We start from the raw sequence: 23146 nt of genomic DNA, 5'->3' as shown, positions 1-23146 counted from the left end.
AGGCTTTATTCGTGGCCCGCCATGTAATTCGGTAGCCAGCTCTCAAAGCCTTCCTTGAGCTTTGAGATCGCAACAGGCGCTTCGCCCTCAATGGCGATTGCATCGCCGCCGGTCTTGCCGATCTCGGCGCACGGCACGCCGACCGCCTTGAGCTTGCTCATCACGGTGAGCAGATGCTCGACCGGCACGGTGACGATGTAGCGCGCCTGATCTTCGCCGAACCAGAACGCATGCGGCAGCGTCTGCTCGGGTGCTGCATCCAGCATCGCGCCGATGCCGCTGGCCATCGCCATTTCCGCGAGCGCGACCAGCAGGCCGCCGTCGGAGACGTCATGCACGGCGGTGGCGGTGCCGCTCTTGATCATGCCGCGCACCACGTCGCCATTGCGCTTCTCGGCGGCGAGATCGACCGGCGGCGGCGCGCCCTCTTCCCGCCCGCAGATGTCGCGCAGATAGACCGACTGGCCGAGCCAGCCTTGGGTGTCGCCGATCAGAAGGATCGCCTCGTCGGCGGCCTTGAACGCGAGCGTCGCCGACTTCTGGAAGTCATCGAGCAGCCCGACGCCGCCGATGGAGGGCGTCGGCAGGATGCCGCGCCCGTTGGTCTCGTTGTAGAGCGACACGTTGCCGGACACGATCGGGAAATCCAGCGTGACGCAGGCGTCAGCGATGCCCTTCAGACAGCCGACAAGCTGCCCCATGATCTCGGGCCGCTCCGGATTGCCGAAATTGAGATTGTCGGTGATGGCGAGCGGCTTGCCGCCGACTGCCGTGATGTTGCGCCAGGCTTCCGCCACCGCCTGCTTGCCGCCCTCGATGGGATCGGCCTCGCAATAACGCGGGGTCACATCGACAGTCAGCGCGAGCGCCTTCGGGCCGTCGAGCACGCGCACCACCGCCGCGTCGCCACCCGGACGCTGCACGGTGTTGCCGCCGATGACGTGATCGTATTGCTCCCACACCCACCGCTTCGAACACAGTTCCGGCGTCGCGATCAGCTTCACCAGCGCGTCCGTCACCGGCATCGGCGCCTTCACGTCGCGCGCGTGGATCGTCGGCAGCGGCTCGCTGGCGACATGCGGGCGGTCGTACAGCGGCGCTTCGGATTCCAGTTCCTTGATCGGCAGGTCCGCCATCACGTCGCCGCCATGCTTGACGACGAAACGCTGGCTCGGCGTGGTGTAGCCGACGATGGCGAAGTCGAGGCCCCACTTCTTGAAGATCGCTTCCGCCTGTTTTTCCTTCTCGGGCTTGAGCACCATGAGCATGCGCTCTTGCGACTCCGAGAGCATCATCTCGTATGCGCTCATGCCGATTTCGCGGGTCGGCACCGTATCGAGATCGAGATCGACGCCGAGATCGCCCTTCGCGCCCATCTCGACGGCCGAGCATGTGAGGCCCGCGGCACCCATGTCCTGGATCGCCACGACGCAGCCTGCTTCCATGATTTCGAGGCAGGCTTCCAGCAGCAGCTTCTCCGCGAACGGATCGCCGACCTGCACGGTGGGGCGCTTCTCGTCGCTCGCGTCGTCGAATTCGGCGGAGGCCATGGTCGCGCCGTGGATGCCGTCTCGGCCGGTCTTCGAGCCGAGATAGACGATCGGCATGTTCACGCCGGAGGCCGCCGCATAGAAAATCTTGTCGGCTTCCGCGAGACCGACCGCCATCGCGTTGACGAGGTTGTTGCCGTCGTAACGGGTGTGGAAGCGCATCTGGCCGCCGACCGTCGGCACGCCGAACGAATTGCCGTAACCGCCGACGCCCGCGACCACGCCGGAGACGAGGTGCCGTGTCTTGTGATGTTCCGGCGCGCCGAAGCTCAACGCATTCAGGCAGGCGATCGGGCGCGCGCCCATGGTGAACACATCGCGCAGGATGCCGCCGACGCCCGTGGTCGCGCCCTGATACGGCTCGATGTAGCTCGGGTGATTGTGGCTCTCCATCTTGAAGACCACGGCAAGCCCGTCGCCGATATCGATCACGCCCGCGTTTTCGCCCGGCCCCTGGATCACCCACGGCGCTTTCGTCGGCAATCCGCGCAAATGGATGCGCGAGGATTTGTACGAGCAATGCTCGTTCCACATCGCCGAGAAGATGCCGAGTTCGGTGAAGGTCGGCGTGCGGCCCAGCAGTTTCAGGATGCGCTCGTACTCATCCGGCTTGAGGCCGTGCGACGCGATCAGTTCGGGCGTGATGGCAGGCTCGTTACGCAAGGGCTTGGTCACGCCGCTTTCTCCAGATGCGCAGCAAGGCCGGCGAACAGGCCGCGGCCATCGGTGCAGCCCATCACCTCTTCGACGTGGTTCTCGGGATGCGGCATCATGCCGAGCACATTGCCCTTCTCGCTGACGATGCCCGCGATGGACGCCGCCGCGCCGTTGAAATTATGCAGGTCGCCGACATCGCCATCCGCCGAGCAGTAGCGATAGAGCACGCGGCCATCGCCCTCGAGACGCTTCAGCGTCTCGGCGTCGGCGGCATAGTTGCCCTCGCCATGCGCCACCGGCACGCGGATCACCTGCCCGGCATTGTAGCCGCGCGTGAACGGCGTATCAGAGCGCTCGACACGCAGATGCACGTCGCGGCAGACGAATTGCAGCCGCGCATTGCGCATCAGGATGCCGGGCAGCAGGCCGCTCTCGCACAGAATTTGAAAACCGTTGCAGACGCCGAGCACAAGGCCACCCTTGGCCGCGAAGGCGCGCACCGCATCCATCACCGGCGAGCGGGCCGCAATCGCGCCGCAGCGCAGATAGTCGCCATAAGAGAAGCCGCCGGGAATGACGACGAGATCGGTGCCCTTCGGCAACTCGGTGTTGCCATGCCAGACCATTTTCGGCTCGTGGCCGGAAACGAGCTTCAGCGTGCGCGCCATGTCGCGCTCGCGATTGATGCCGGGAAAAACGAGGACGGCTGATTTCATGTCAGTGCGTGTCAAATTCGGTTAGTGACGTACCATATTCAAGGGCGGCATATAGTTCCAGAAGATACTGATCTACCGGATCATGAACGATCAAAAACTTGATCTTGCAAGATCGCAATCGAGCAAGCTGCTTCTCAAATTCATTGCGGAAGGTTGACTCCGCAAAAAGAGCTGAACGCGAGCCCGTCGATTTATAACTTGCTTTTAGATTGCCAGTTGTTCTCCGCGCCTCTTTAAATGCAAAAGAGGCGCTGTAATGGCTTGAACTGATGTGACCTGCAACACGCTGCCTTAGATTGCGTGTTCTGCCCACATGAATTGCACGATCTTCTTCCAAAAACACATAAATGGCAGGGGATTTTGGATAACCTGCACCCGCCAGAAGCCGAGCTTCCTGATTGTTGAGCGAATGAAAAAGTTCTTTCATCCGAACAATCCGTCGCTCAAACTCTGAGTTCATGAACTAGCCCAGAACCTCGACGCGATAATTCTCGATCACCGTGTTGGCGAGCAACTTGTCGGCAGCAGCCTTGACTGTAGCCTCGGCCTTCGCCTTGTCGCCGCTCTCGATCTCGATGTCGAACACCTTGCCCTGCCGCACGCTGGCGATGCCATCGACGCCAAGCGATTTCAGCGCGCCCTCGATGGCCTTGCCCTGCGGATCGAGAATACCGTTCTTCAGCGTAACCGTGACGCGCGCTTTCATTTTGTCCTCGTCATTCCGGACAAGCCGCGCAGCGGTTCGATCCGGAATCTCGTCGATAACATCTGGATTCCGGGTCCGCGCGCAAAACGCGCGCGTCCCGGAATGACGTGTTTGAAATCAGCCCTTCACCAACACCGGGCCGGAGCCTGCGGGGCGCTCGTTGTCGATCAGAATGCCAAGACGCTTGGCAACCTCGGTATAGGCTTCGAGCAAACCACCGAGATCGCGGCGAAAGCGATCCTTGTCCATCTTCTCGTTCGACTTGATGTCCCACAGCCGGCAAGAATCCGGAGAAATCTCGTCGGCGACGACGATACGCATCATCTCGTTTTCGTAGAGGCGGCCGCATTCCATCTTGAAATCGACGAGGCGGATGCCGACGCCGAGGAAGACGCCCGAGAGGAAATCGTTGACGCGAATGGCGAGCGCCATGATGTCGTCGATCTCCTGCGGCGTCGCCCAGCCGAACGCGGTGATGTGTTCTTCGGACACCATCGGGTCGCCGAGCTGATCGTTCTTGTAATAGAACTCGATGATCGAGCGCGGCAGTTGCGTGCCTTCCTCGATACCAAGGCGCTGCGACAGCGAGCCCGCGGCGACATTGCGGACCACAACCTCGAGCGGCACGATCTCGACCTCACGGATCAACTGCTCGCGCATGTTGAGCCGCTTGATGAAATGCGTCGGCACGCCGATCTCGTTCAGATGCTGGAAAACGTATTCCGAGATCCGGTTGTTGAGGACGCCCTTGCCCTCGATGATCTGGTGTTTCTTGGCATTGAACGCGGTGGCGTCATCCTTGAAATGCTGAATCAGGGTGCCGGGCTCCGGTCCTTCATAAAGAACCTTGCCCTTGCCTTCGTAGATGCGACGCCGACGGCTCATTGGGATGTACCGAGTGTTGTTGAAATCCATGGATCGGGATGCTCCGAAACTTGACGCGACACACGGCGGAGCTGCCGCGAAGTCCTTGATCCGCGAAAACAAACCGCGAACCTGGACTCATGGGCAACCTAACCGATCGGCCCCCCTGTTACAACGCAACCCCGGCTATTTTCGGGGGTTTTACCGGCTTCTTATCGGCGCCCTGCGACCTTTCGGGACGTTGCGGGAACGACATCGGCCGCCAATATGTTCTCACCAACTCCCAATTCCGGGATTCAACTGGCAGGTCAGATATATGTCGAGTTTCGATAAACGCGAGGAAGGCTTTGAAAAGAAGTTTGCCGTCGACGAGGAACAGAAATTCAAGGCGATCGCGCGGCGAAACAAGCTGCTCGGCCTGTGGGCAGCCGAAAAGCTCGGCCTGACCGGCGACGCGGCCGCCTCCTATGCCAAGGAGGTCGTGGCCGCCGATTTCGAGGTATCCGGCGACAGCGACGTGCTGGGCAAGGTCACCCGGGACCTTGCGGACAAGGGCGTTTCCGAGCAGCAGATTCGCGTGAAAATGGACGAACTCGTTGCTACCGCCGTGGCTCAGGTGAAGGCGGGACAATAGTCTCTACCTGTCATCTTTTGAGGCTCTCCACTGCGCGGCTTCACACCTCAAGATGACGGCATGGCTGGCCAAACATGCTTGCAGGTGATTGAGATGGTCGTCATCCTGAGGTGCGAGGGTGTAACCCGAGCCTCGAAGGATGACGCGCCGTGGGCATTTACGTCTACATTCTGCGCTGTAACGATGGCTCTTATTACGTAGGAAGTGCGACGGGCTCCGATCTCGCCTCTCGTATTGAGCAACATAACGCCGGAACATTTGGCGGTTACACGGCTCGACGCCGGCCGGTTACACTTGTCTGGTCCGACCATTTCGATCGCATCACAGATGGAATTACCGTCGAACGGCAGTTGAAAGGCTGGAGCCGGGCGAAGAAAGAAGCCCTGATCCAGTCGGACTGGACAATTGTTCAGCAGCTTTCACGCCGCCGTGCAGGACGACCGCGAGATCCATAGTCATCCTTCGAGGCTCGGGCTTTGCCCTCGCACCTCAGGATGACGGTCGGAATATTCATTCCTCCTTATAGCCGAGCGGAGCGTTGTTTCCGGTCGCGCCGTAATATTTGTACGGCAGGAACTTGCCCGTCATGCCGATGCTGACGCGGTCGCCCTTCGGGTCCGCCACGCGCTGCATCGTCATGTCGAAATCGATCGCCGACATGATGCCGTCGCCGAATTCCTCCTCGATCAACGCCTTCCAGGCCGGGCCATTGATCATGACCAGTTCGTAGAAACGATAGATCAGGGGATCGGTCGGCGGCATTGTCATGCCTTCGCCCCGCATCGGCACTTCGTTGAGCAGCGCCTGCTCCACCCTGGACAGGCCGAACAGTTTCGCTGCGGCTGCCGCCTGCGGCTTGGTCAGCTTCATCTGGCCGAGAATGGCGCCGACGATCAGCACGTCCGAATGCCCACCGATCTCGCCGCAGATATGTTTCCAGCTCCAGCCATTCTCGCGCTTGATGTCGAGCAGCTTTTCGGTGAGGTCGGATCGCTTCATGAGGCCTCCTGAGGTTGCGGATACCTCAAGAGGAGCAACAGCCGTGCCAGCCGCTTTTCGCGCCGGAAAATGCGATTTCACGCACCGACCGGATCGGCATGCTCAATGCCTGCGCCTGTCGCCGCAAAATTGGGCAATGAGAGGTCTTGCAGACTCAGGCGCTTTCCAACCGCTTCAGCTCCGTCTCAAGATCGCGCTCGATATCGGCAGCCTGCAATGCGACCACACGGTAACCTCGCTCGGCCAACCACGCCGCGCGGGCGGCGCGCTCGCGAGCAACGGCATCGTTTTCCGCAGGATGAACAATCTCAACCGCCATCCGCCGGGGAAACGAGACGAAATCCGGAATGTGACGCCCCACCGGCGTCTGTCGTTTGAACTGCGAGGCGAAGCGGCGATCCTTGGTGAGCGCCTGCCACAGGATGCGCTCGGCATCGGTCGGATTGCGGCGGAGCAGCCGCGCCAGTCCTCGAACGGAACTCGACCGGCCATCTGTTGTGGGGGAACCCTGCTCCGCCAGCAGTGCGCGTAGCTGGGTGGCCTGAGTTCCATCGAGCACCCCACCCTTGGCTGGCCCCTTGCGGCCCTCGGCAATGGCCATGACCACCCCATGCAGGGTGTGCATGTCCTGCTTGCTTGGGTCCATCCTGCTGAAGATATTGCGTAAATTGACCAGCATGACATCGCGCTTCTCGGCCGGGCGCAGGAATTCGACCTTGTCGAGTTCCGTGACCAGATTGTCGAAAAACGCCTGCATCTGATGCTGTGAAGCCGGTTCGGACCGTTCAGGCATCGAAAATGGTATCTGACCACCGGATGCGAGCTTGAACCACTCGTACCCCATCAACAGCACCGCTTGCGCGAGGTTCAGCGAGGCAAACCCCGGATTGACCGGGAAGGTCACGATCCGGTTGGCGAGCGCGACCTCCTCATTGGTCAGGCCCGAACGCTCCCGCCCGAACAGAATGCCGGCCGTGACGCCATGCGCCGTCTCTCCGACGATCTCGCGGGCAGCGGCGTCGGGTGCCACGACAGGCTTGGCCTGATCGTGCGCGCGGGCCGTGGTCGCGAACAGCAGCGCACAATCCGCCACCGCCGCCTCAACCGTCTCGAACAACTCCACCCGTTCCAGAATATGATCGGCGCCTGCCGCCGCCCGCTGGGCCGCCATATTCGGCCAGCCGTCGCGCGGCTTCACCAAACGTAAACGTGTCAGTCCGAAATTGCCCATGGCGCGCGCGGCCATGCCGATGTTCTCGCCAAGCTGCGGCTCCACCAGCACCACCACGGGGCCCGGCATATCGATGCGCGGCTTGGTCTTGTCGGTCCCCGACATCGTCTTCACTTTCCGATTCAATGGCTGAAGCGTCTGCATCAACCATCGAGGGTGGTGATTCAAGCCCTGAAAGTGCTGAATCAAGCCGTGAAGGCGCTGAATCAAACCAGTAAGATTTTGATTCAGAAAGCGAACAATCGGAATCAACGTCCGAAGAAGATGATTCAAGCGCTTAAGAAGTTGAATCAACGTCTGAAGGAAGCGATTCAACGCGCTCGGAAAGCGGAAAATCGTTCCAAAAAGTCCCCGCGCGGGATTTCAAATTCGATTGTAATCGGAATGGGTTACGGAACCCTTTTGAATCGCCGATTCCACCCCGGCAAAGGCAGGCCGCGGCACGATCTATCGCCACCGGATACCGCCTCGAAAATCCCGCCCGGCATGCTGCTTTGAGCTGCCTTCCGCCGCCGTTGCGCGGGTGCTAAGAGGCGCGCACATCCTCGGTACCCTCCTCCAAAAACCTCAAAAAAAGGCACGCATCCTCATGGCCAAAATCAAGGTAGCGAACCCGGTCGTCGAGCTCGACGGCGACGAGATGACCCGGATCATCTGGCAATACATCAAGGACAAGCTCATCAACCCCTTCCTCGATGTGAAGCTCGAATATTACGACCTCGGGATGGAGTACCGCGACAAGACCAACGATCAGGTCACCATCGACGCCGCAAATGCCATCAAGAAGCACGGCGTCGGCGTCAAATGCGCCACCATCACCCCGGACGAAGCCCGCGTGAAGGAATTCGGCCTCAAGGAGATGTGGAAGTCGCCGAACGGCACCATCCGCAACATCCTCGGCGGCGTGATCTTCCGCGAACCGATTATCTGCAAGAACGTGCCGCGCCTCGTCCCCGGCTGGACCAAGCCGATCATCATCGGCCGCCACGCCTTCGGCGACCAGTACCGCGCCACCGACATCAAATTCCCCGGCAAGGGCGTGCTGACGATGAAGTTCGTCGGCGAGGACGGCTCGGTGATCGAGCGCGAGGTCTTCAAGGCCCCCGGCGCCGGCGTCGCGATGGGCATGTACAACCTCGACGACTCGATCCGCGACTTCGCCCGTGCCTCGATGAACTACGGCCTGTCGCGCGGCTATCCGGTGTATCTGTCGACCAAGAACACCATCCTCAAGGTGTACGACGGCCGCTTCAAGGACATCTTCCAGGAGATCTACGACGCCGAGTTCAAGTCGAAGTTCGAAGCCAAGGGCCTGACCTACGAGCACCGCCTGATCGACGACATGGTCGCCTCGGCGCTGAAATGGTCCGGCGGCTACGTCTGGGCCTGCAAGAACTACGACGGCGACGTTCAGTCCGACACCGTGGCGCAAGGTTACGGCTCGCTCGGCCTGATGACCTCGGTGCTGCTGACGCCGGACGGCAGCGTGGTGGAAGCCGAAGCCGCCCACGGCACCGTCACCCGCCACTACCGCGAGCACCAGAAGGGCAAGGAAACCTCGACCAACTCGATCGCGTCGATCTTCGCGTGGACGCAAGGGTTGGCCCACCGCGCCAAGCTCGACAACAACGAGGCGCTGGCCAGGTTCGCCAAGACGCTGGAGAAGGTCTGCGTCGATACCGTCGAGAGCGGCTTCATGACCAAGGATCTGGCGCTGCTGGTCGGCCCCGACCAGAAGTGGCTCTCCACCACGGGTTTCCTCGACAAGGTCGCGGAAAACCTGACCAAGGCGATGGCCACGGCCTGAGCAGCCAACAGGCTCACAAACAAAGGCGCGGATCACTCCGCGCCTTTTTTCGTACTGAAAAAATTTCGTGATGAAACTTCAGGGCAGGTGGCTGCTTACCGTATTGCCTCCATCTCGCATTGATTCCCCGTTCTCGAATCATGGAAAACGTAAAGGGTCCGCTCCTTTCTGGCGCGGTCACAAACGCGCCCTACCCCGGGCCGGGCAAAATCATTGCGGCAAGACGACATGTTACGGACTGATGCCGATGATGACCTGAGCGATCCGCTACTGGCTGAAGCCGCGGAATTACGCGCCTCGCCCGCCTACCCCGTCGCCGTTCGCGAATACACGGTCGCCATCGCCCGGTTTCGCGAGGCGCCGCGCCTGATCAACAAGCTGATAGCATCGGAAACGCGCTTTCGTCTGACCGCTTATGTGTTTTGTTTTGCTGCCTATTATGAAAAGCATGGCCCGCACGGCGGCGTCACCTACACCCAGTTGCTCGAACTGTGCACGCAACGGGAAGAACTCAGCCCGCGCCTCCTCAAGACAACGCTGACCCTGCTGAAGCTGGCGGGTTTCATCAAAACAACGCGGCACCCATCCGACCGCCGCTCGAAATCCTATCATCCAACTCCGCGCATGATGGATTTCGTCAAAAGCTGGATACCTCATGCGGTGAACGCCCTCGACGCCGTGCAGCCGGACATGCGCCGGGCGCAGATGCTGGCGGAAGATCCGGATTTCATCCCCCGTTTCGCTGCCGCCGCCGGACACGAGCATGCGACAGGCATCCCGCTGATCGACCGCATGCCTGAATTCACCTGCTTCTTCGGAAAGCGTGAGGGCGCCATCCCTGTCGTGCTGGCGGTCATGTTGTCCGATATCGACAGCACGCCGCTGCCGAGCCGGGCGCAGATCGCCAGGCGTTTCGGGCTGTCGAAGACGCAAGTCTCGAACATGATCGCCGAAGGCAGCCGTCTCGGCTTTCTCGCAACCGACGAGGCAGGGACCCCGCACGCGACCGCCCATCTGCGCGACAGCTACGGACGCTTCATTTCGATCGAACTGGCATTTTACGCGCGGCATATGCGGCCGGGCTAAACAGGGCCGCCGTGCTTCACTTTTTCGAACAGAAGCTGCTCAGGACGCCAGCGATGGCGCCTCCGCCACGCCGATCTGCGCGATCATCGCCTTGGCGATCTCGTGCTCGCCCATGATGACCGAATTCGCGCCGTGGTGCTTGAGATGCGCGATCTCCTCCTCCGAATGCGCCCGCGCGATGATCGGCAGCGTCGCACTGATCGCTCGCGCCTTGGCGACGATCTGGCCTCCCTCGAACGCATCCGGGATGGCGACAAGCAGGCCGTGCGCGACATCGAGATTGGCCGCCTGTAGCATGCCCGGCGCGGCGGCGTTGCCGCTGATGACCTCGACGCCCTCCTGCCGCAATCGCTCGATCGCGCCGGGATTGTCCTCGATCACCAGGAAGGGCGTATTCGCCGCACGCAACGCCTTGCCGACGACGCTCCCGACACGGCCGTAACCCACCAGAACGACATGGTTCGAGAGCCTGGTAACCGGCAGTTCGACGCGCGGTGCTGCGGGTTTCTCGTCGGGCGGCAATGGCGGCGTATCCTTTTTCTCCGCCAGAATGCGATCGAGCACCGCGAACCACAACGGGTTGAGCATGATGCTGATGATCGAACCGGCAAGCACGAGATCGCGCCCGCGCTCGGTCATCAGCGACAGGCTGACGCCGAGACCGACAAGAATGAACGAGAATTCACCGATCTGGGCGAGACTTGCCGAGATCGTCAGCGCCGTCGATCTGGAATAGCCGAACACACGCACGATTCCGTAAGCCGCGAGCGATTTGCCGAACAGGATGATGAACAGCGTCGCCAGAAGCGGCAGCGGCTCCTTTACGATGATCGAGGGATCGAACAGCATGCCGACGGAGACGAAGAACAGCACCGCGAACGCATCGCGCAGCGGCAGCGTCTCGCTGGCGGCGCGCTGACTGAGTTCGGATTCGCTCAGGATCATGCCGGCGAAGAAAGCCCCCAGCGCGAACGACACATCGAACAGGATCGCCGCACCGAAGGCGACGCCTAGCGAAATCGCGAACACCGCGAGACGAAACAATTCGCGCGAACCCGTATGCGCGACGTAATGCAGAAGGGCAGGAATGAGGCGGCGGCCAACCACCAGCATCAGCACCACGAAGGCCCCGACTTTGCCGAGCGTCAGCGCAAGCGGCCAGATCAGCGAGACGATGTCCATATCGCCCCCCGCATGGCCCTTCATGAATCCAGCCAGCGGCGGCAACATCACCAGCGTCAGAACACAGGCGATATCCTCGACGATCAGCCAGCCCACCGCGATGCGGCCACGCTCGGTATCGATCAGCCGCCGCTCCTGCATCGCGCGCAGCAACACGACGGTCGAAGCCGTCGATAGCGCGATGCCGAACATGATGCCCTTGTCGCTGCTCCAGCCGAGAAGCCAGCCGAGACCCCAGCCCATGACGGTGGCGGCGGTAATTTGCGCCACCGCACCGGGCAACGCGATGGCCCGCACCGACCACAAATCCTTCAGGGAGAAATGCAACCCGACGCCGAACATCAGGAGAATGATGCCGATTTCGGCGAGCTCGTTGGCAATGTTCTGGTCCGCGACATAACCGGGCGTGAACGGCCCCATCACCACGCCCGCAAGCAGATAGCCCACAAGCGGCGATATCCGGGCGCGCTGGACCAGCGCACCGAACACAAAAGCCAGCACGAGGCCGACGACGATCGTGGAGATCAGGGGAGTGTTATGATTCATGCGGCATTTTGCGGCATTCCCGAATGAGAAACCAGAGCGTTGTCCGGCTACTCATCGCCGCAGCCTCGGCCGGAGAAGCATGCAACAACAAGTCAACTGAGCTTACCAGACATACCGTTGATATGCCTCAACGCGTTATGATCCCACCGCGCGATGATCTCTCATCATTTTACCAGCCGATTGGAGGTAATCATGATCAAGGATATCACCCTCAAGCTCGAAACCAACCAGAGCCGCGACCGCTCACTCAATTATGCACTCTCGATAGCCAAGGCTTTTAGCGCGCATGTCACCGCGATGGCCTCCTGCGATCCGATCAGCTTTTCGCAATATCCAATCCCGTCGATGCCGGAATCGATGCTCTCGAACATCCGCGCGGAGAAGGAGCGCGAGTCACGCGCAGCCATCGCGCGATTCGAGGAAATCGCGAAAAGCCATGGCATTTCCTACGAACACGAAATCATCACCCACCGCCTGCCCGAATCGGCACAGGTATTCGCGGTGAAAGCGCGCCGTTCCGATCTCAGCGTCGTTCAGCAGACGGAACACGCCGACGACGACAACGAGATTGTCATCGAGACCGCATTGTTCGATTCCGGCCGGCCCGTCCTGATCGTGCCTTACATTCAGAAAGAGGGCTTGAAACTCGACCATGTGGTATGTTGCTGGGACGGCAGTTCGACCGCCGCGCGCGCGGTCAACGACGCCCTGCCGCTTCTCACCCGGGCCAAAAATATCGACATCCTGATCATCGCCAACGAAAAGACGGAAGATTCCCGTCATCAGGCGAGCGGCGAAGGCATCGTGAAGCATCTCACCCGTCATGGGCTCAACACCCGGCTGAAGATGCAGCACGCCCCCGATATCAGCGTCGCCAATACGATCCTGTCCTACGTCGGCGAATACGGAAGCGATCTGATTGTCATGGGAGGTTACGGACATTCCCGACTGCGGGAATTCATCCTCGGCGGCGCGACGCGCAGCATTCTCACTTCGATGACGGTGCCCGTGTTCATGTCACACTGAGGAAAATGGCCCGCCAAAGCGAGGGCGCGCCAAGCGCCCATCGCACTCCTGATCGCCTTCAACGCGCATCAACCTTCAGACGCCTTGCTCGATCACCGGCTTCGGCTTTGAAAGCGCCAGCGTGACCCCGGCCAGCGTCAGGACAATCGCGCATATTTCGCGCCAGCCGATGCCGTCACCCAGAAACAGCGCCCCCGCGAGAATGCCGATCACAGGCACGGACAGCATCCCCACCGCCGCCGTCGTCGCGGGAAGACGGCGAATGGTCGCGAACCACGTCAGATAACAGGTCCCCATCGGCACAAGCGTCATGTAGGCCAGCATGAGACCACTGTCGATTTTAAGCGCTCCCATGTCCGGATGTTCGAAGGCGAGGCCCAGCGCAACCATCGGGAGCGACCCTAATCCCACCTGCCATGCCACAAATGAAATCGGCGCGATCGGCACGAACCGGGCATTCAGAAGACTGCCGAGCGCAAACAGAATGGCGGCGCCGAGCGCCAGAACGATGCCGACGATCTTATCGGATGCAAGCCCAAGCGGATGGTCCGAAAAGAGAATGAAGAGTCCAACGAATCCCAAAATCAGCCCTGCCACGTCGCGCGGTTTCGGGCGCGCGCCGAGAACAGGCCACGCAAGAAGCGTGGCCCAGATCGGCATTGTATAAACGAGCAGCGCAGCCTCGCTGATCGACAGCGTCGTCATCGAGATGGTGGTAAAACCCATCCAGGCAAAGACATTGGTGAATGAAGCAAGGAGCAGCGGTCCCCACGCCTTTCGCGGCACCGCGGAGCGCTCATGGCTCGCCGCCGCAATCGCAAACAGGATGATTGTCGCGACGATGCCGGAAAGGCCGCGCGCAAATAAAGGCGGCCAATCGCGCAAAATGATTTTCATGGCCGGCCAGTTCAGCCCCCAGCCGACCGCCGTGCATGCGAGAAAAAGAAGTCCGCCCAATCGGGCCTGCTGGGTGGATGCCTCTTTGTGCATTGATGGTTCCGAATACGCCTGAAGTGTCAGGCGCCGATCGCGGCCTCGATAGCCTTCAGTGCCGCATCCGCTTTCGATCCATCCGGGCCTCCCGCCTGCGCCATGTCCGGCTTGCCGCCGCCGCCCTTGCCGCCCAGCACTTCGCTGGCCTTGCGCACGAGATCGACGGCGCTGAAGCGCGAGGTCAGATCTGGCGTCACACCGACGACGACGCTGGCCTTGCCATCCTCACTGGTCGCCACCAGCGCGACGACACCGGAGCCGATCTGCTTCTTGCCCTGATCGGCGAGGCTCTTGAGATCCTTGACCTCGACACCCTGCACCGCGCGGGCAAGCAGTTTGACATCACCGACGCTGCGCACGTCCGAAGCCGCCGCCGACCCGCTAGCGGCTCCGCCGCCGCCCATCGCGAGCTTCTTGCGGGCATCGGACAGATCGCGTTCGAGCTTCTTGCGCTCCTCGACGAGGGCGGCGACACGCGCAGGCATGTCTTCGAGCGTGGTCTTCAATTCCGCCGCCGCCGTCTTCGCGGTCTGGATGCTGTGGTTGGCGGCCTGCCGCGCGGCGCGCCCGGTCAGCGCCTCGATGCGGCGCACGCCGGAGGCCACCGCGCTCTCGCCGGTGATCGACACAAGGCCGATATCGCCGGTGCGCTTCACATGGGTGCCACCGCACAATTCGACCGACCAGCCGAGCGCATTGCCCGAGCCCTGTCCCATCGACACGACGCGCACCTCGTCGCCATACTTCTCACCGAACAGCGCACGCGCGCCGGACGAGCGGGCATCCTCGATGCCCATCAGCCGCGTCGTCACTTCACCGTTTTCCAGCACGATGTCGTTGGCGATGTCCTCGATGCGGGTCAATTCGTCCGGCGTGATCGGCTTGGTGTGCGCGAAGTCGAAGCGCAGCCGTTCGGGCGAGACCAGCGAGCCACGCTGGGCGATATGGTCGCCGAGCACCTGACGTAACGCCTCGTGCAGAAGATGCGTCGCCGAATGGTTGGCGCGGATTGCACCGCGACGCGCGTGATCGACTTCGAGTTGCAGCGCTGCGCCTTTTTTCAAGGTGCCCTGCTCAAGCTGACCGACATGAACGAACAGATCGCCCGCCTTCTTCTGCGTGTCAGTAACGCGGAAACGCACGCCGCCATCGCCTGTCAGAACGCCGGTATCGCCGACCTGACCGCCAGATTCGCCATAGAACGGCGTCTGGTTCAGCACCACGGAAGCGCTATCGCCCGCCTTCAGGCTGTCGACGCTCGTGCCATCCTTCACCAGCGCCGTCGCGACGCCCTCGGCGATCTCGGTGTCGTAGCCGAGGAATTCAGTCGCGCCGAGCTCCTCGCGCAGCGGAAACCAGATCTTCTCCGCCGCGGTGTCGCCCGAGCCTGCCCAAGACGCGCGCGCCTTGGCCTTCTGGCGCTCCATCGCGTCGGTGAAGGATGCGAGATCGACGCCGATGCCGCGATTGCGCAGCGCGTCCTGCGTGAGGTCCAGCGGGAATCCGTACGTATCGTACAGCGTGAACGCCGTCTCGCCATCGAACATATCGCCCTTGTGCAGCGACGCGCTCTTTTCATCGAGAATGGCAAGGCCGCGATCCAGCGTCTTGCGGAAGCGCGTCTCCTCGAGTTTCAGCGTTTCCTCGATCAGCGCTTCGGCACGCACGAGTTCGGGATAGGCCTGCCCCATCTCGCGCACCAGCGCCCAGACGAGGCGATGCATCAGCGGGTCCTTGGCGCCGAGCAACTGCGCATGACGCATCGCGCGGCGCATGATCCGGCGCAGCACGTAACCGCGCCCCTCGTTCGAGGGCAGCACACCATCCGCGATCAGGAACGACGAGGCGCGCAGGTGATCGGCGATCACGCGCAGCGACGCCTTCTGCACACCATGCGGATCGGCGCCGGTCAGATCGGAGATGGCGCGGATCAGCGCCACGAACAGGTCGATGTCGTAATTGTCGTGCTTGCCTTGCAGCACGGCAGCGATGCGCTCCAGCCCCATGCCGGTATCGATCGACGGATGCGGCAGCGGGTTGCGGTTGCCCGGCGCGATCTGATCGAACTGCATGAAGACGAGATTCCAGATCTCGATGAAGCGGTCGCCATCTTCATCCGGCGATCCGGGGGGGCCGCCCGGCACCTTGTCGCCGTGATCGAAGAAGATTTCCGAGCACGGCCCGCAGGGGCCGGTGTCGCCCATCTGCCAGAAATTGTCCGAGGTGCCGATGCGGACGATCCGCGATTCCGGCAACCCAGCGATCTTCTTCCACAGGCCGAACGCCTCGTCGTCCTCGGCATAGACCGTCACCAGCAGGCGATCCTTGGGAAGCGCGAAATCCTTGGTGATCAGCGTCCACGCCAGTTCGATCGCGCGGTCCTTGAAGTAGTTGCCGAACGAGAAGTTGCCCAGCATCTCGAAAAAGGTGTGGTGGCGGGCGGTGTAGCCGACATTGTCGAGGTCGTTGTGCTTGCCGCCGGCGCGGACGCACTTCTGCGAGGTGGTGGCGCGCTGGTAGGGGCGCTTCTCAAGACCCGTGAACACGTTCTTGAACTGCACCATGCCCGCATTGGTGAACATCAAGGTCGGGTCATTACGCGGAACCAGCGGCGAGGACGGGACGATCTCGTGCCCGTTTTTCGCGAAGAAATTGAGAAACCCAGCCCTGATCTCGTTAACGCCGCTCATAATCGTCCAATCGACCTTGCGAATCCGTGCCGGACCATGCCGGGCAAAATGCAGATTTTCCACGCCGCTTTTAGACGGGAGACGCCGCCCTTGTCCACAAAACGGGCCAAGCCCAACCAATTGTCATTTAACGGATGTATGAGGGCATGCCACCTCGTTGACAGCCCCAGAATCCCGTGTTTTGCTCCGCAACATAACGACCCGCACACCGGGAGAGACTGGCCGCTTTGAAATGAAAGCGGCCGGCGCCGAAGGAGCAACCGCCCCGGAAACTCTCAGGCAAAAGGACCGTGTGAGGGACGATACATCTGGAAAGAGATACGGCCGGAAACGGCGCGGTATCCGCCGACGGGATAATACTCTCAGGCACAGCGACAGGTGGGGCTTCGGCAGGGTTTCGGGACATTCCGGCAACCCCACAGGAGCAACCCATGCTGGCGCAACCCAACACCTCTTCCGAGCTGAAAAACGTACCCCTGCACGCGCTGCATGTGTCTCGCGGCGGCAAAATGGTGCCCTTCGCCGGTTACGAAATGCCGGTGCAGTACGCTGCCGGTGTGTTGAAAGAACACCTCCACACCCGTACTTCCGCCGGCCTGTTCGACGTCTCGCACATGGGCCAGATCAGGCTCCGGCCGAAATCGGGCCGGGTCGAGGATGCGGCGGCGGCGCTGGAGCGTCTCGTTCCGCAAGACATTCTTGGCATCGCACCGGGCCGCCAGCGCTATGCGCTGTTCACCAATGACGAGGGCGGAATTCTCGATGACCTGATGGTGGCGAATTTCGGCGACGAGCTGTTTCTGGTGGTGAACGCCGCCTGCAAGGAAGCCGACGAGGCGCATCTGCGCGCCCACCTCGCCCGCGATTGCGAGGTGATCCCCCTACCCGACCGCGCGCTGATCGCGCTGCAAGGCCCGAAGGCCGTCGAGGTGCTGGCGAAGCTCGATGCCGGTATCGCCGCGATGCGCTTCATGGACAGCGGCCCGCGTACCCTGATGGGCATCCCCTGCTTCGTCTCGCGCTCGGGCTACACCGGCGAGGACGGTTTCGAAATTTCAGTCCCCGCTACGGACGTCGAACGGCTGGTGACGGCATTGCTCGCGGACGCAGCGGTGCTTCCTGTGGGTCTTGGCGCGCGCGACAGCCTGCGGCTCGAAGCTGGCCTCTGTCTTTACGGTCACGACATCGACACCACCACGACGCCGATTGAAGCGGCACTTGAATGGTCGATCCAGAAAGCCCGTCGCAAGGGCGGCGCGCGCGAGGGCGGATTTCCCGGCGCTAACACGATCCTGCGGCAATTCGAGGAAGGCGTGCCGCGCCGCCGTGTCGGCCTGAAGGCGGAAGGCCGTGCCCCGGTGCGCGAAGGCGCGCCTTTGTTCGCCGACGCCGCCTCCGCCAACAAGATTGGAAAAATCACCTCCGGCGGTTTCGGCCCGAGCGTCAACGGCCCCGTCGCGATGGGCTACGTGCCGACCCCGCTCGCCACGCCCGGCACCGGCCTGTTCACCGACCTGCGCGGGAATCGCCTGCCCATGCAAACCGCCAAATTGCCTTTCGTCGCTCCCACCTATCAACGATGAGAAAATCCAGAGGAAATCCATGACCACGCTTTTTACCTCCGATCACGAATGGCTCCAGATCGACGGCGATACCGCAACCATCGGCATCACCGACTTCGCGCAGAACCAGCTCGGCGACGTGGTGTTCGTTGAACTGCCCAAGGCGGGCCGCAGCCTGAAGAAGGCCGAAACCGCCGCGACCGTCGAGAGCGTGAAGGCCGCATCGGATGTCTACGCGCCGGTGTCCGGCGAAGTCATCGAGTCCAACGACGCGCTCGCCGCCGATCCCTCGCTCGTCAATTCCGACCCGCAGGGCAAGGCGTGGTTCTTCAAGCTCAAACTCTCCGACAAAAGCGAACTGGACGGGCTGATGGATGAAGCGGCCTACAAGGCGCAGACGGAGTGACCCTTTTCGTCATGCCGGGACACGCTCTGCATGACGAAACCAGACAGATTTCCTTCGAGGATATCCCATGACGATGCATCGCCCATCCAACGAGCCCGCCGCCACCTTCGCCCGGCGCCACATCGGTCCTTCGCCGCGTGACATCGAGGCAATGCTGGAGACGATTGGCGCATCGAGTCTCGACGCACTGATGGGCGAAACGCTGCCAGCCAATATCCGGCTCAACCGTCCGCTCGATCTTCCGCCTGCCCTGAGCGAAGCCGACGCGCTTGCGCATATGCGCGACCTCGCCGCGCGGAACGAGGTTTTCACTTCGCTGATCGGACAGGGCTATTCCGGCACGCAGCTCCCCACGGTGATCCTGCGCAATATTCTCGAAAATCCGGCCTGGTACACGGCCTACACGCCCTACCAGCCGGAAATCAGCCAGGGACGGCTCGAGGCGCTGTTCAACTTCCAGACCATGATCTGTGACCTCACCGGGCTCGATGTCGCCAACGCCTCGTTGCTCGACGAAGCGACCGCCGCCGCCGAGGCGATGGCGCTGGCCGAACGCTCGAGCACCACAAAGAGCCGCGCGTTCTTCATCGACCGCAATGTACATCCGCAGACGCTCGCGGTGCTGCGCACGCGCGCTGAACCGCTGGGCTGGTCGCTGATCGTCGGCGATCCCGCACATGACCTCGATAGCGCGGACGTGTTCGGCGCGCTGTTGCAGTATCCCGGCACGGACGGCGCGATCCATGATTTCCGTCCCGCCATCGCGGCACTTCACGCCAAGGGCGGCATCGCCATCGTCGCCGCCGACATTCTGGCGCTGACGCTGCTCGCCTCGCCCGGCGAACTCGGCGCCGATATCGCAATCGGCTCAACGCAACGCTTCGGTGTGCCGATGGGCTATGGCGGACCGCATGCCGCCTACATGGCGGCGAAGGATGCACTCAAACGCGCGCTGCCCGGCCGCCTTGTCGGGCTGTCGGTGGATTCGCGCGGACAGCCCGCCTATCGCCTCGCGCTGCAAACGCGCGAACAGCACATCCGCCGAGAGAAGGCGACCTCCAACATCTGCACCGCGCAAGTGCTGCTCGCCATCATCTCCTCGATGTATGCGGTCTATCACGGCCCCGAAGGTCTGACTCATATCGCACGGACCGTGCACCGCCGCGCGGCGACGCTCGCGGCCGGGCTGCGCCGGCTTGGGTTTGCGCCGACGAACGGCGGCTTCTTCGATACCGTGACGGTGAAAGCGGAAGGCGCCCAACGAGCCGACATTCTGTCCCGCGCGCAAACCGAACGCATCAATCCCCGGATCGGCAAGGACACGATCGGCATCGCGCTGGACGAGACCACCACGCCCGCGATCGTCGAGGCGGTGTGGCGCGCGTTCGGCGGCGCGCTCGACTACGCACAGGTAGAGCGCGAGACGCATGACGCGCTTCCCTCCGCGCTCTTGCGCACCGGCACGTTTCTCACCCATCCGGTGTTCCATGCCTATCGCTCGGAGACTGAACTGCTGCGCTATATGCGCAAACTCTCCGACCGCGATCTCGCGCTCGACCGCGCGATGATCCCGCTCGGCTCCTGCACCATGAAGCTGAACGCCACCACCGAGATGATCCCGCTGACGTGGCCCGAGTTCGGCAACATCCACCCGTTCGCGCCGCGCGAGCAGGCGGCGGGTTATCACGCGCTGTTCGCACGGCTTGAGCAATGGCTCGCGGAAATCACCGGCTACGACGCTGTATCGCTGCAACCGAATTCCGGCGCGCAGGGCGAATATGCGGGACTGCTCGCGATCCGCGCCTATCACACCGCGCGCGGCGAAGCGAAACGCGACGTCTGCCTGATCCCCGCCTCCGCGCACGGTACCAACCCCGCATCTGCCAGCATGGCTGGCATGAAGGTGGTGGTGGTGGCCTGCGACGCGCACGGCAATGTCGATGTCGCCGATCTGCGCAAGAAGGCCGAGGCGCATGCCGACACGCTCGCCGCGATCATGATTACCTACCCCTCCACCCACGGCGTGTTCGAGGAGGCGATCCGCGAGATCTGCGACATCGTCCACGCCCATGGCGGCCAGGTCTACCTCGACGGCGCGAACCTCAACGCGCAGGTTGGCCTCGCCCGCCCCGGCGATTACGGCGCCGACGTCAGCCACCTCAACCTGCACAAGACCTTCTGCATTCCGCATGGCGGCGGTGGTCCCGGCATGGGACCGATCGGCGTGAAGAAGCATCTTACGCCGTTCCTGCCATCCGTGGACCTTCAGGCGGGCGCGGTCAGCGCCGCGCCCTACGGCTCGGCCTCGATCCTCACCATTTCCTATCTCTACATCCTGATGATGGGTTCGGACAGCCTGCGGCGCGCCACGGAAATGGCGATCCTCAACGCCAACTACATCGCCAGGCGGCTGGATACGCATTTCCCGGTGCTGTATCGCAACCACAACAATCGCGTCGCGCACGAGTGCATCATCGATCCGCGCCCGCTGAAGACGGCTTGCGGCGTCACCGTGGACGACATCGCCAAACGGTTGATCGATTACGGCTTCCATGCCCCGACCATGAGCTTCCCGGTGCCGGGCACGCTGATGATCGAACCGACCGAATCCGAATCGAGGGCGGAGCTGGATCGCTTCTGCGACGCGATGATCGCGATCCGCCGCGAGATCGCCGAGGTGGAAGACGGCAAGTTTCCGATCGATGCCTCGCCGCTGCGTTACGCGCCGCACACCGTGCACGATATCGCCGACGACAACTGGCAACGGCCCTACTCGCGCGCGCAGGGCTGCTTCCCCGAGGGCAGCCCACGGCAGGACAAGTACTGGTCGCCGGTCGGCCGCGTCGACAATGTCTACGGCGACCGCAACCTCGTGTGCTCCTGCCCGCCGGTCAGCACTTACGCGCAGGCGGCGGAGTAGTTGCCGCCGAACACCCACCAACGCCGCCCCGCCGACGGGTCCGGCTACGCCGGCCCGATGACAGGCTCCGGCGGGGGCTCGGCCTCTTTCTGAATATGAGGGTAGAGCTTTCCGGATTCCCGCTTGCGCGGGAACGACGTTAAGGGCGTTCTTTCCGTCCACAACAAAACGGGCCCTGAGGATGTCGGCAACTCAACATCCGCAGCGCCCGCCTTGCCTTCCGAAGGGCGATGGTTCCGGGCAAGGATTCCCGTCTCGCCCGCATCGCCTCGAACCCAAGAAGCTCTCAGGTCCCGGAATAAATTATTCATGCGAGGCACGCGTCACACGCGTCCGAAAGCATGAGAACGATCAGTCCTCCGCGTCCTCGCCCTCATCACTCTCCGGCTTGCCCGCGAGAATCTGCTCGGCGATCAGACCCGAATTCTGCCGGATGGCGGCCTCGATCTTCGCGGTCATGTCCGGGTTTTCGCGCAGGAACGCCTTGGAGTTCTCGCGGCCCTGCCCGAGGCGCTGGCTGTCATAGGAGAACCAGGCGCCGGACTTCTCGACGATGCCGGCCTTGACGCCGAGATCGAGGATTTCGCCCATCTTGGAGACGCCTTCGCCATACATGATGTCGAACTCGACCTGCTTGAAGGGTGGCGCGAGCTTGTTCTTCACCACCTTGACGCGGGTGGAATTGCCGATCACCTCGTCGCGCTCCTTGATCGCGCCGATACGGCGGATGTCGAGACGGACGGAGGCGTAGAATTTCAGGGCGTTGCCGCCGGTGGTGGTTTCCGGCGAGCCGTACATCACACCGATCTTCATGCGGATCTGGTTGATGAAGATCACCATGGTGTTCGACTTGTTGATGGACGCCGTCAGCTTGCGCAGCGCCTGGCTCATCAGCCGCGCCTGCAAACCGGGCAGCGCGTCGCCCATCTCGCCCTCGAGTTCGGCGCGCGGCACCAATGCTGCGACCGAGTCGATAATCAGCACGTCCACCGCGCCGGAGCGCACCAGCGTATCGGCGATCTCGAGCGCCTGCTCGCCATGGTCGGGTTGGGAAATCAGCAATTCATCGACATTGACGCCGAGCTTGCGGGCATAGACCGGGTCGAGCGCGTGTTCGGCGTCGATGAAGGCGCAGGTGCCGCCCTTTTTCTGGGCCTCGGCCACCGTATGCAGCGCCAGCGTGGTCTTGCCGGAGGATTCCGGGCCGTAAATCTCGACGATGCGTCCCTTCGGCAGGCCGCCGACGCCGAGCGCGATGTCGAGCCCGAGCGAGCCCGAGGAGATCACCTCGATGTCCATGGAACGGTCGGCCTTGCCGAGCCGCATCACCGAGCCTTTGCCGAACTGGCGCTCGATCTGCGACAGCGCGGCCGTCAGGGCCTTGGTCTTGTCCATCGACGTTCCTTCAACGATACGCAGGGCGGCTGGGGCCATAGGGGTCACTCCTTATGTACGGGATTCGCCGGCCGGACAAACGGGCTTCCCTGAAGCGGCGGACCGGAATCGCTGAAAACGTCCGATGGGGAAATGTACCCTATTTGTTCCTTGTTCGCAATATGTTCTTTTGGAAA

Annotated in this window: 19 protein-coding genes and 2 riboswitches; of the genes, 8 read left to right on the top strand and 11 right to left on the bottom strand. The window is 62.3% G+C overall.

What is annotated here, in order from left to right; translation table 11 throughout:
* Positions 1-5 precede the first annotated feature (5 nt).
* The 5 genes from purL to purC all read right to left on the bottom strand — a co-directional run bounded on the left by purL (position 6) and on the right by purC (position 4514).
* Positions 6-2225, bottom strand: a complete 2220-nt coding sequence (gene purL / locus AFIC_RS05970; protein ID WP_275248232.1) for a phosphoribosylformylglycinamidine synthase subunit PurL — start codon at positions 2223-2225, stop codon at positions 6-8.
* Complete coding sequence (purQ, locus tag AFIC_RS05965) at positions 2222-2923, bottom strand: phosphoribosylformylglycinamidine synthase subunit PurQ (RefSeq protein WP_275248231.1); 702 nt, start codon at positions 2921-2923, stop codon at positions 2222-2224. The genes purL and purQ overlap by 4 nt, the downstream gene beginning before the upstream one ends.
* A 1-nt stretch (position 2924) precedes the next feature.
* Positions 2925-3350, bottom strand: coding sequence for a GIY-YIG nuclease family protein (locus AFIC_RS05960; protein WP_275248230.1), 426 nt, complete (start codon positions 3348-3350; stop codon positions 2925-2927).
* Between the two features lie 36 nt (positions 3351-3386).
* On the bottom strand, positions 3387-3629 hold the full coding sequence (gene purS, locus AFIC_RS05955; RefSeq protein ID WP_275248229.1) for a phosphoribosylformylglycinamidine synthase subunit PurS: 243 nt from the start codon (positions 3627-3629) through the stop codon (positions 3387-3389).
* Between the two features lie 117 nt (positions 3630-3746).
* The gene (gene purC, locus AFIC_RS05950) at positions 3747-4514 is read right to left on the bottom strand and encodes a phosphoribosylaminoimidazolesuccinocarboxamide synthase (protein ID WP_275248228.1); all 768 of its coding nucleotides are present in this window, start codon (positions 4512-4514) and stop codon (positions 3747-3749) included.
* Between the two features lie 295 nt (positions 4515-4809).
* Here purC and AFIC_RS05945 point away from each other — a divergent pair, with 295 nt between their 5' ends.
* On the top strand, positions 4810-5127 hold the full coding sequence (locus AFIC_RS05945) for a DUF1476 domain-containing protein (RefSeq protein WP_275248227.1): 318 nt from the start codon (positions 4810-4812) through the stop codon (positions 5125-5127).
* Between the two features lie 149 nt (positions 5128-5276).
* Positions 5277-5582 carry a GIY-YIG nuclease family protein gene (locus AFIC_RS05940; protein ID WP_275248225.1) on the top strand — a complete coding sequence of 102 codons (306 nt, stop codon included), beginning with the start codon at positions 5277-5279 and terminating at the stop codon, positions 5580-5582.
* A gap of 55 nt (positions 5583-5637) precedes the next feature.
* On the opposite strand, the gene cynS is transcribed toward AFIC_RS05940, so the two are convergent.
* Entirely contained in the window at positions 5638-6126 is a 489-nt protein-coding gene (gene cynS, locus AFIC_RS05935; RefSeq protein ID WP_275248224.1) for a cyanase, read from the bottom strand.
* Between the two features lie 154 nt (positions 6127-6280).
* Positions 6281-7462: a TrmJ/YjtD family RNA methyltransferase gene (locus tag AFIC_RS05930; RefSeq protein WP_275248653.1), complete on the bottom strand. Its 1182-nt coding sequence runs from the start codon at positions 7460-7462 to the stop codon at positions 6281-6283.
* Positions 7463-7946: 484 nt separating this feature from the next.
* On the opposite strand from AFIC_RS05930, the gene AFIC_RS05925 reads away from it, so the two are divergent.
* Positions 7947-9164, top strand: a complete 1218-nt coding sequence (locus tag AFIC_RS05925) for an NADP-dependent isocitrate dehydrogenase (protein ID WP_275248223.1) — start codon at positions 7947-7949, stop codon at positions 9162-9164.
* A gap of 228 nt (positions 9165-9392) precedes the next feature.
* Entirely contained in the window at positions 9393-10250 is an 858-nt protein-coding gene (locus AFIC_RS05920) for a hypothetical protein (RefSeq protein WP_275248222.1), read from the top strand.
* Between the two features lie 39 nt (positions 10251-10289).
* Here the strand turns inward: AFIC_RS05920 and ybaL are convergent, their stop codons facing one another.
* A complete protein-coding gene (ybaL, locus tag AFIC_RS05915; RefSeq protein WP_275248221.1) occupies positions 10290-11978 on the bottom strand; it encodes a YbaL family putative K(+) efflux transporter in 1689 nt (562 codons plus the stop codon).
* 192 nt (positions 11979-12170) lie between these two features.
* Between ybaL and AFIC_RS05910 the strand changes: the two genes are divergently transcribed.
* Positions 12171-13004 (top strand): universal stress protein, encoded by an 834-nt coding sequence (locus tag AFIC_RS05910; protein ID WP_275248220.1) that lies wholly within the window; start codon positions 12171-12173, stop codon positions 13002-13004.
* 75 nt (positions 13005-13079) lie between these two features.
* Here AFIC_RS05910 and AFIC_RS05905 read toward each other — a convergent pair whose 3' ends face one another.
* Together AFIC_RS05905 and alaS are read right to left on the bottom strand one after the other, a co-directional pair.
* Positions 13080-13994 carry a DMT family transporter gene (locus tag AFIC_RS05905; RefSeq protein ID WP_275248219.1) on the bottom strand — a complete coding sequence of 305 codons (915 nt, stop codon included), beginning with the start codon at positions 13992-13994 and terminating at the stop codon, positions 13080-13082.
* Positions 13995-14020: 26 nt separating this feature from the next.
* On the bottom strand, positions 14021-16687 hold the full coding sequence (alaS, locus tag AFIC_RS05900; RefSeq protein WP_275248218.1) for an alanine--tRNA ligase: 2667 nt from the start codon (positions 16685-16687) through the stop codon (positions 14021-14023).
* A gap of 199 nt (positions 16688-16886) precedes the next feature.
* Positions 16887-16987, top strand: a riboswitch (glycine riboswitch).
* A 2-nt stretch (positions 16988-16989) separates the two neighbouring features.
* Positions 16990-17075: riboswitch (glycine riboswitch) on the top strand.
* A 43-nt stretch (positions 17076-17118) separates the two neighbouring features.
* Between alaS and gcvT the strand changes: the two genes are divergently transcribed.
* The 3 genes from gcvT to gcvP all read left to right on the top strand — a co-directional run bounded on the left by gcvT (position 17119) and on the right by gcvP (position 21575).
* The gene (gcvT, locus tag AFIC_RS05895) at positions 17119-18270 is read left to right on the top strand and encodes a glycine cleavage system aminomethyltransferase GcvT (protein ID WP_275248217.1); all 1152 of its coding nucleotides are present in this window, start codon (positions 17119-17121) and stop codon (positions 18268-18270) included.
* 19 nt (positions 18271-18289) lie between these two features.
* On the top strand, positions 18290-18655 hold the full coding sequence (gene gcvH / locus AFIC_RS05890; RefSeq protein WP_275248216.1) for a glycine cleavage system protein GcvH: 366 nt from the start codon (positions 18290-18292) through the stop codon (positions 18653-18655).
* Between the two features lie 67 nt (positions 18656-18722).
* Complete coding sequence (gene gcvP / locus AFIC_RS05885) at positions 18723-21575, top strand: aminomethyl-transferring glycine dehydrogenase (protein ID WP_275248215.1); 2853 nt, start codon at positions 18723-18725, stop codon at positions 21573-21575.
* A gap of 351 nt (positions 21576-21926) precedes the next feature.
* Here the strand turns inward: gcvP and recA are convergent, their stop codons facing one another.
* Entirely contained in the window at positions 21927-23009 is a 1083-nt protein-coding gene (gene recA / locus AFIC_RS05880; protein ID WP_275248214.1) for a recombinase RecA, read from the bottom strand.
* Between the last annotated feature and the right edge of the window lie 137 nt (positions 23010-23146).

Origin of the sequence: [Pseudomonas] carboxydohydrogena (assembly GCF_029030725.1) — a bacterium.
GTDB lineage: Bacteria > Pseudomonadota > Alphaproteobacteria > Rhizobiales > Xanthobacteraceae > Afipia > Afipia carboxydohydrogena.
This window is presented reverse-complemented; position numbering and strand designations above follow the sequence as displayed.

What these genes read in the sequence shown, in the direction of transcription:
- purQ (WP_275248231.1), bottom strand. Translation starts at nt 2,923, where the DNA reads ATGAAATCAGCCGTCCTCGTTTTTCCCGGCATCAATCGCGAGCGCGAC.
- AFIC_RS05960 (WP_275248230.1), bottom strand. Translation starts at nt 3,350, where the DNA reads ATGAAAGAACTTTTTCATTCGCTCAACAATCAGGAAGCTCGGCTTCTG.
- purS (WP_275248229.1), bottom strand. Translation starts at nt 3,629, where the DNA reads ATGAAAGCGCGCGTCACGGTTACGCTGAAGAACGGTATTCTCGATCCG.
- purC (WP_275248228.1), bottom strand. Translation starts at nt 4,514, where the DNA reads ATGAGCCGTCGGCGTCGCATCTACGAAGGCAAGGGCAAGGTTCTTTAT.
- AFIC_RS05945 (WP_275248227.1), top strand. Translation starts at nt 4,810, where the DNA reads ATGTCGAGTTTCGATAAACGCGAGGAAGGCTTTGAAAAGAAGTTTGCC.
- cynS (WP_275248224.1), bottom strand. Translation starts at nt 6,126, where the DNA reads ATGAAGCGATCCGACCTCACCGAAAAGCTGCTCGACATCAAGCGCGAG.
- AFIC_RS05930 (WP_275248653.1), bottom strand. Translation starts at nt 7,462, where the DNA reads ATGTCGGGGACCGACAAGACCAAGCCGCGCATCGATATGCCGGGCCCC.
- AFIC_RS05925 (WP_275248223.1), top strand. Translation starts at nt 7,947, where the DNA reads ATGGCCAAAATCAAGGTAGCGAACCCGGTCGTCGAGCTCGACGGCGAC.
- AFIC_RS05920 (WP_275248222.1), top strand. Translation starts at nt 9,393, where the DNA reads ATGTTACGGACTGATGCCGATGATGACCTGAGCGATCCGCTACTGGCT.
- ybaL (WP_275248221.1), bottom strand. Translation starts at nt 11,978, where the DNA reads ATGAATCATAACACTCCCCTGATCTCCACGATCGTCGTCGGCCTCGTG.
- AFIC_RS05910 (WP_275248220.1), top strand. Translation starts at nt 12,171, where the DNA reads ATGATCAAGGATATCACCCTCAAGCTCGAAACCAACCAGAGCCGCGAC.
- AFIC_RS05905 (WP_275248219.1), bottom strand. Translation starts at nt 13,994, where the DNA reads ATGCACAAAGAGGCATCCACCCAGCAGGCCCGATTGGGCGGACTTCTT.
- alaS (WP_275248218.1), bottom strand. Translation starts at nt 16,687, where the DNA reads ATGAGCGGCGTTAACGAGATCAGGGCTGGGTTTCTCAATTTCTTCGCG.
- gcvT (WP_275248217.1), top strand. Translation starts at nt 17,119, where the DNA reads ATGCTGGCGCAACCCAACACCTCTTCCGAGCTGAAAAACGTACCCCTG.
- gcvH (WP_275248216.1), top strand. Translation starts at nt 18,290, where the DNA reads ATGACCACGCTTTTTACCTCCGATCACGAATGGCTCCAGATCGACGGC.
- gcvP (WP_275248215.1), top strand. Translation starts at nt 18,723, where the DNA reads ATGACGATGCATCGCCCATCCAACGAGCCCGCCGCCACCTTCGCCCGG.
- recA (WP_275248214.1), bottom strand. Translation starts at nt 23,009, where the DNA reads ATGGCCCCAGCCGCCCTGCGTATCGTTGAAGGAACGTCGATGGACAAG.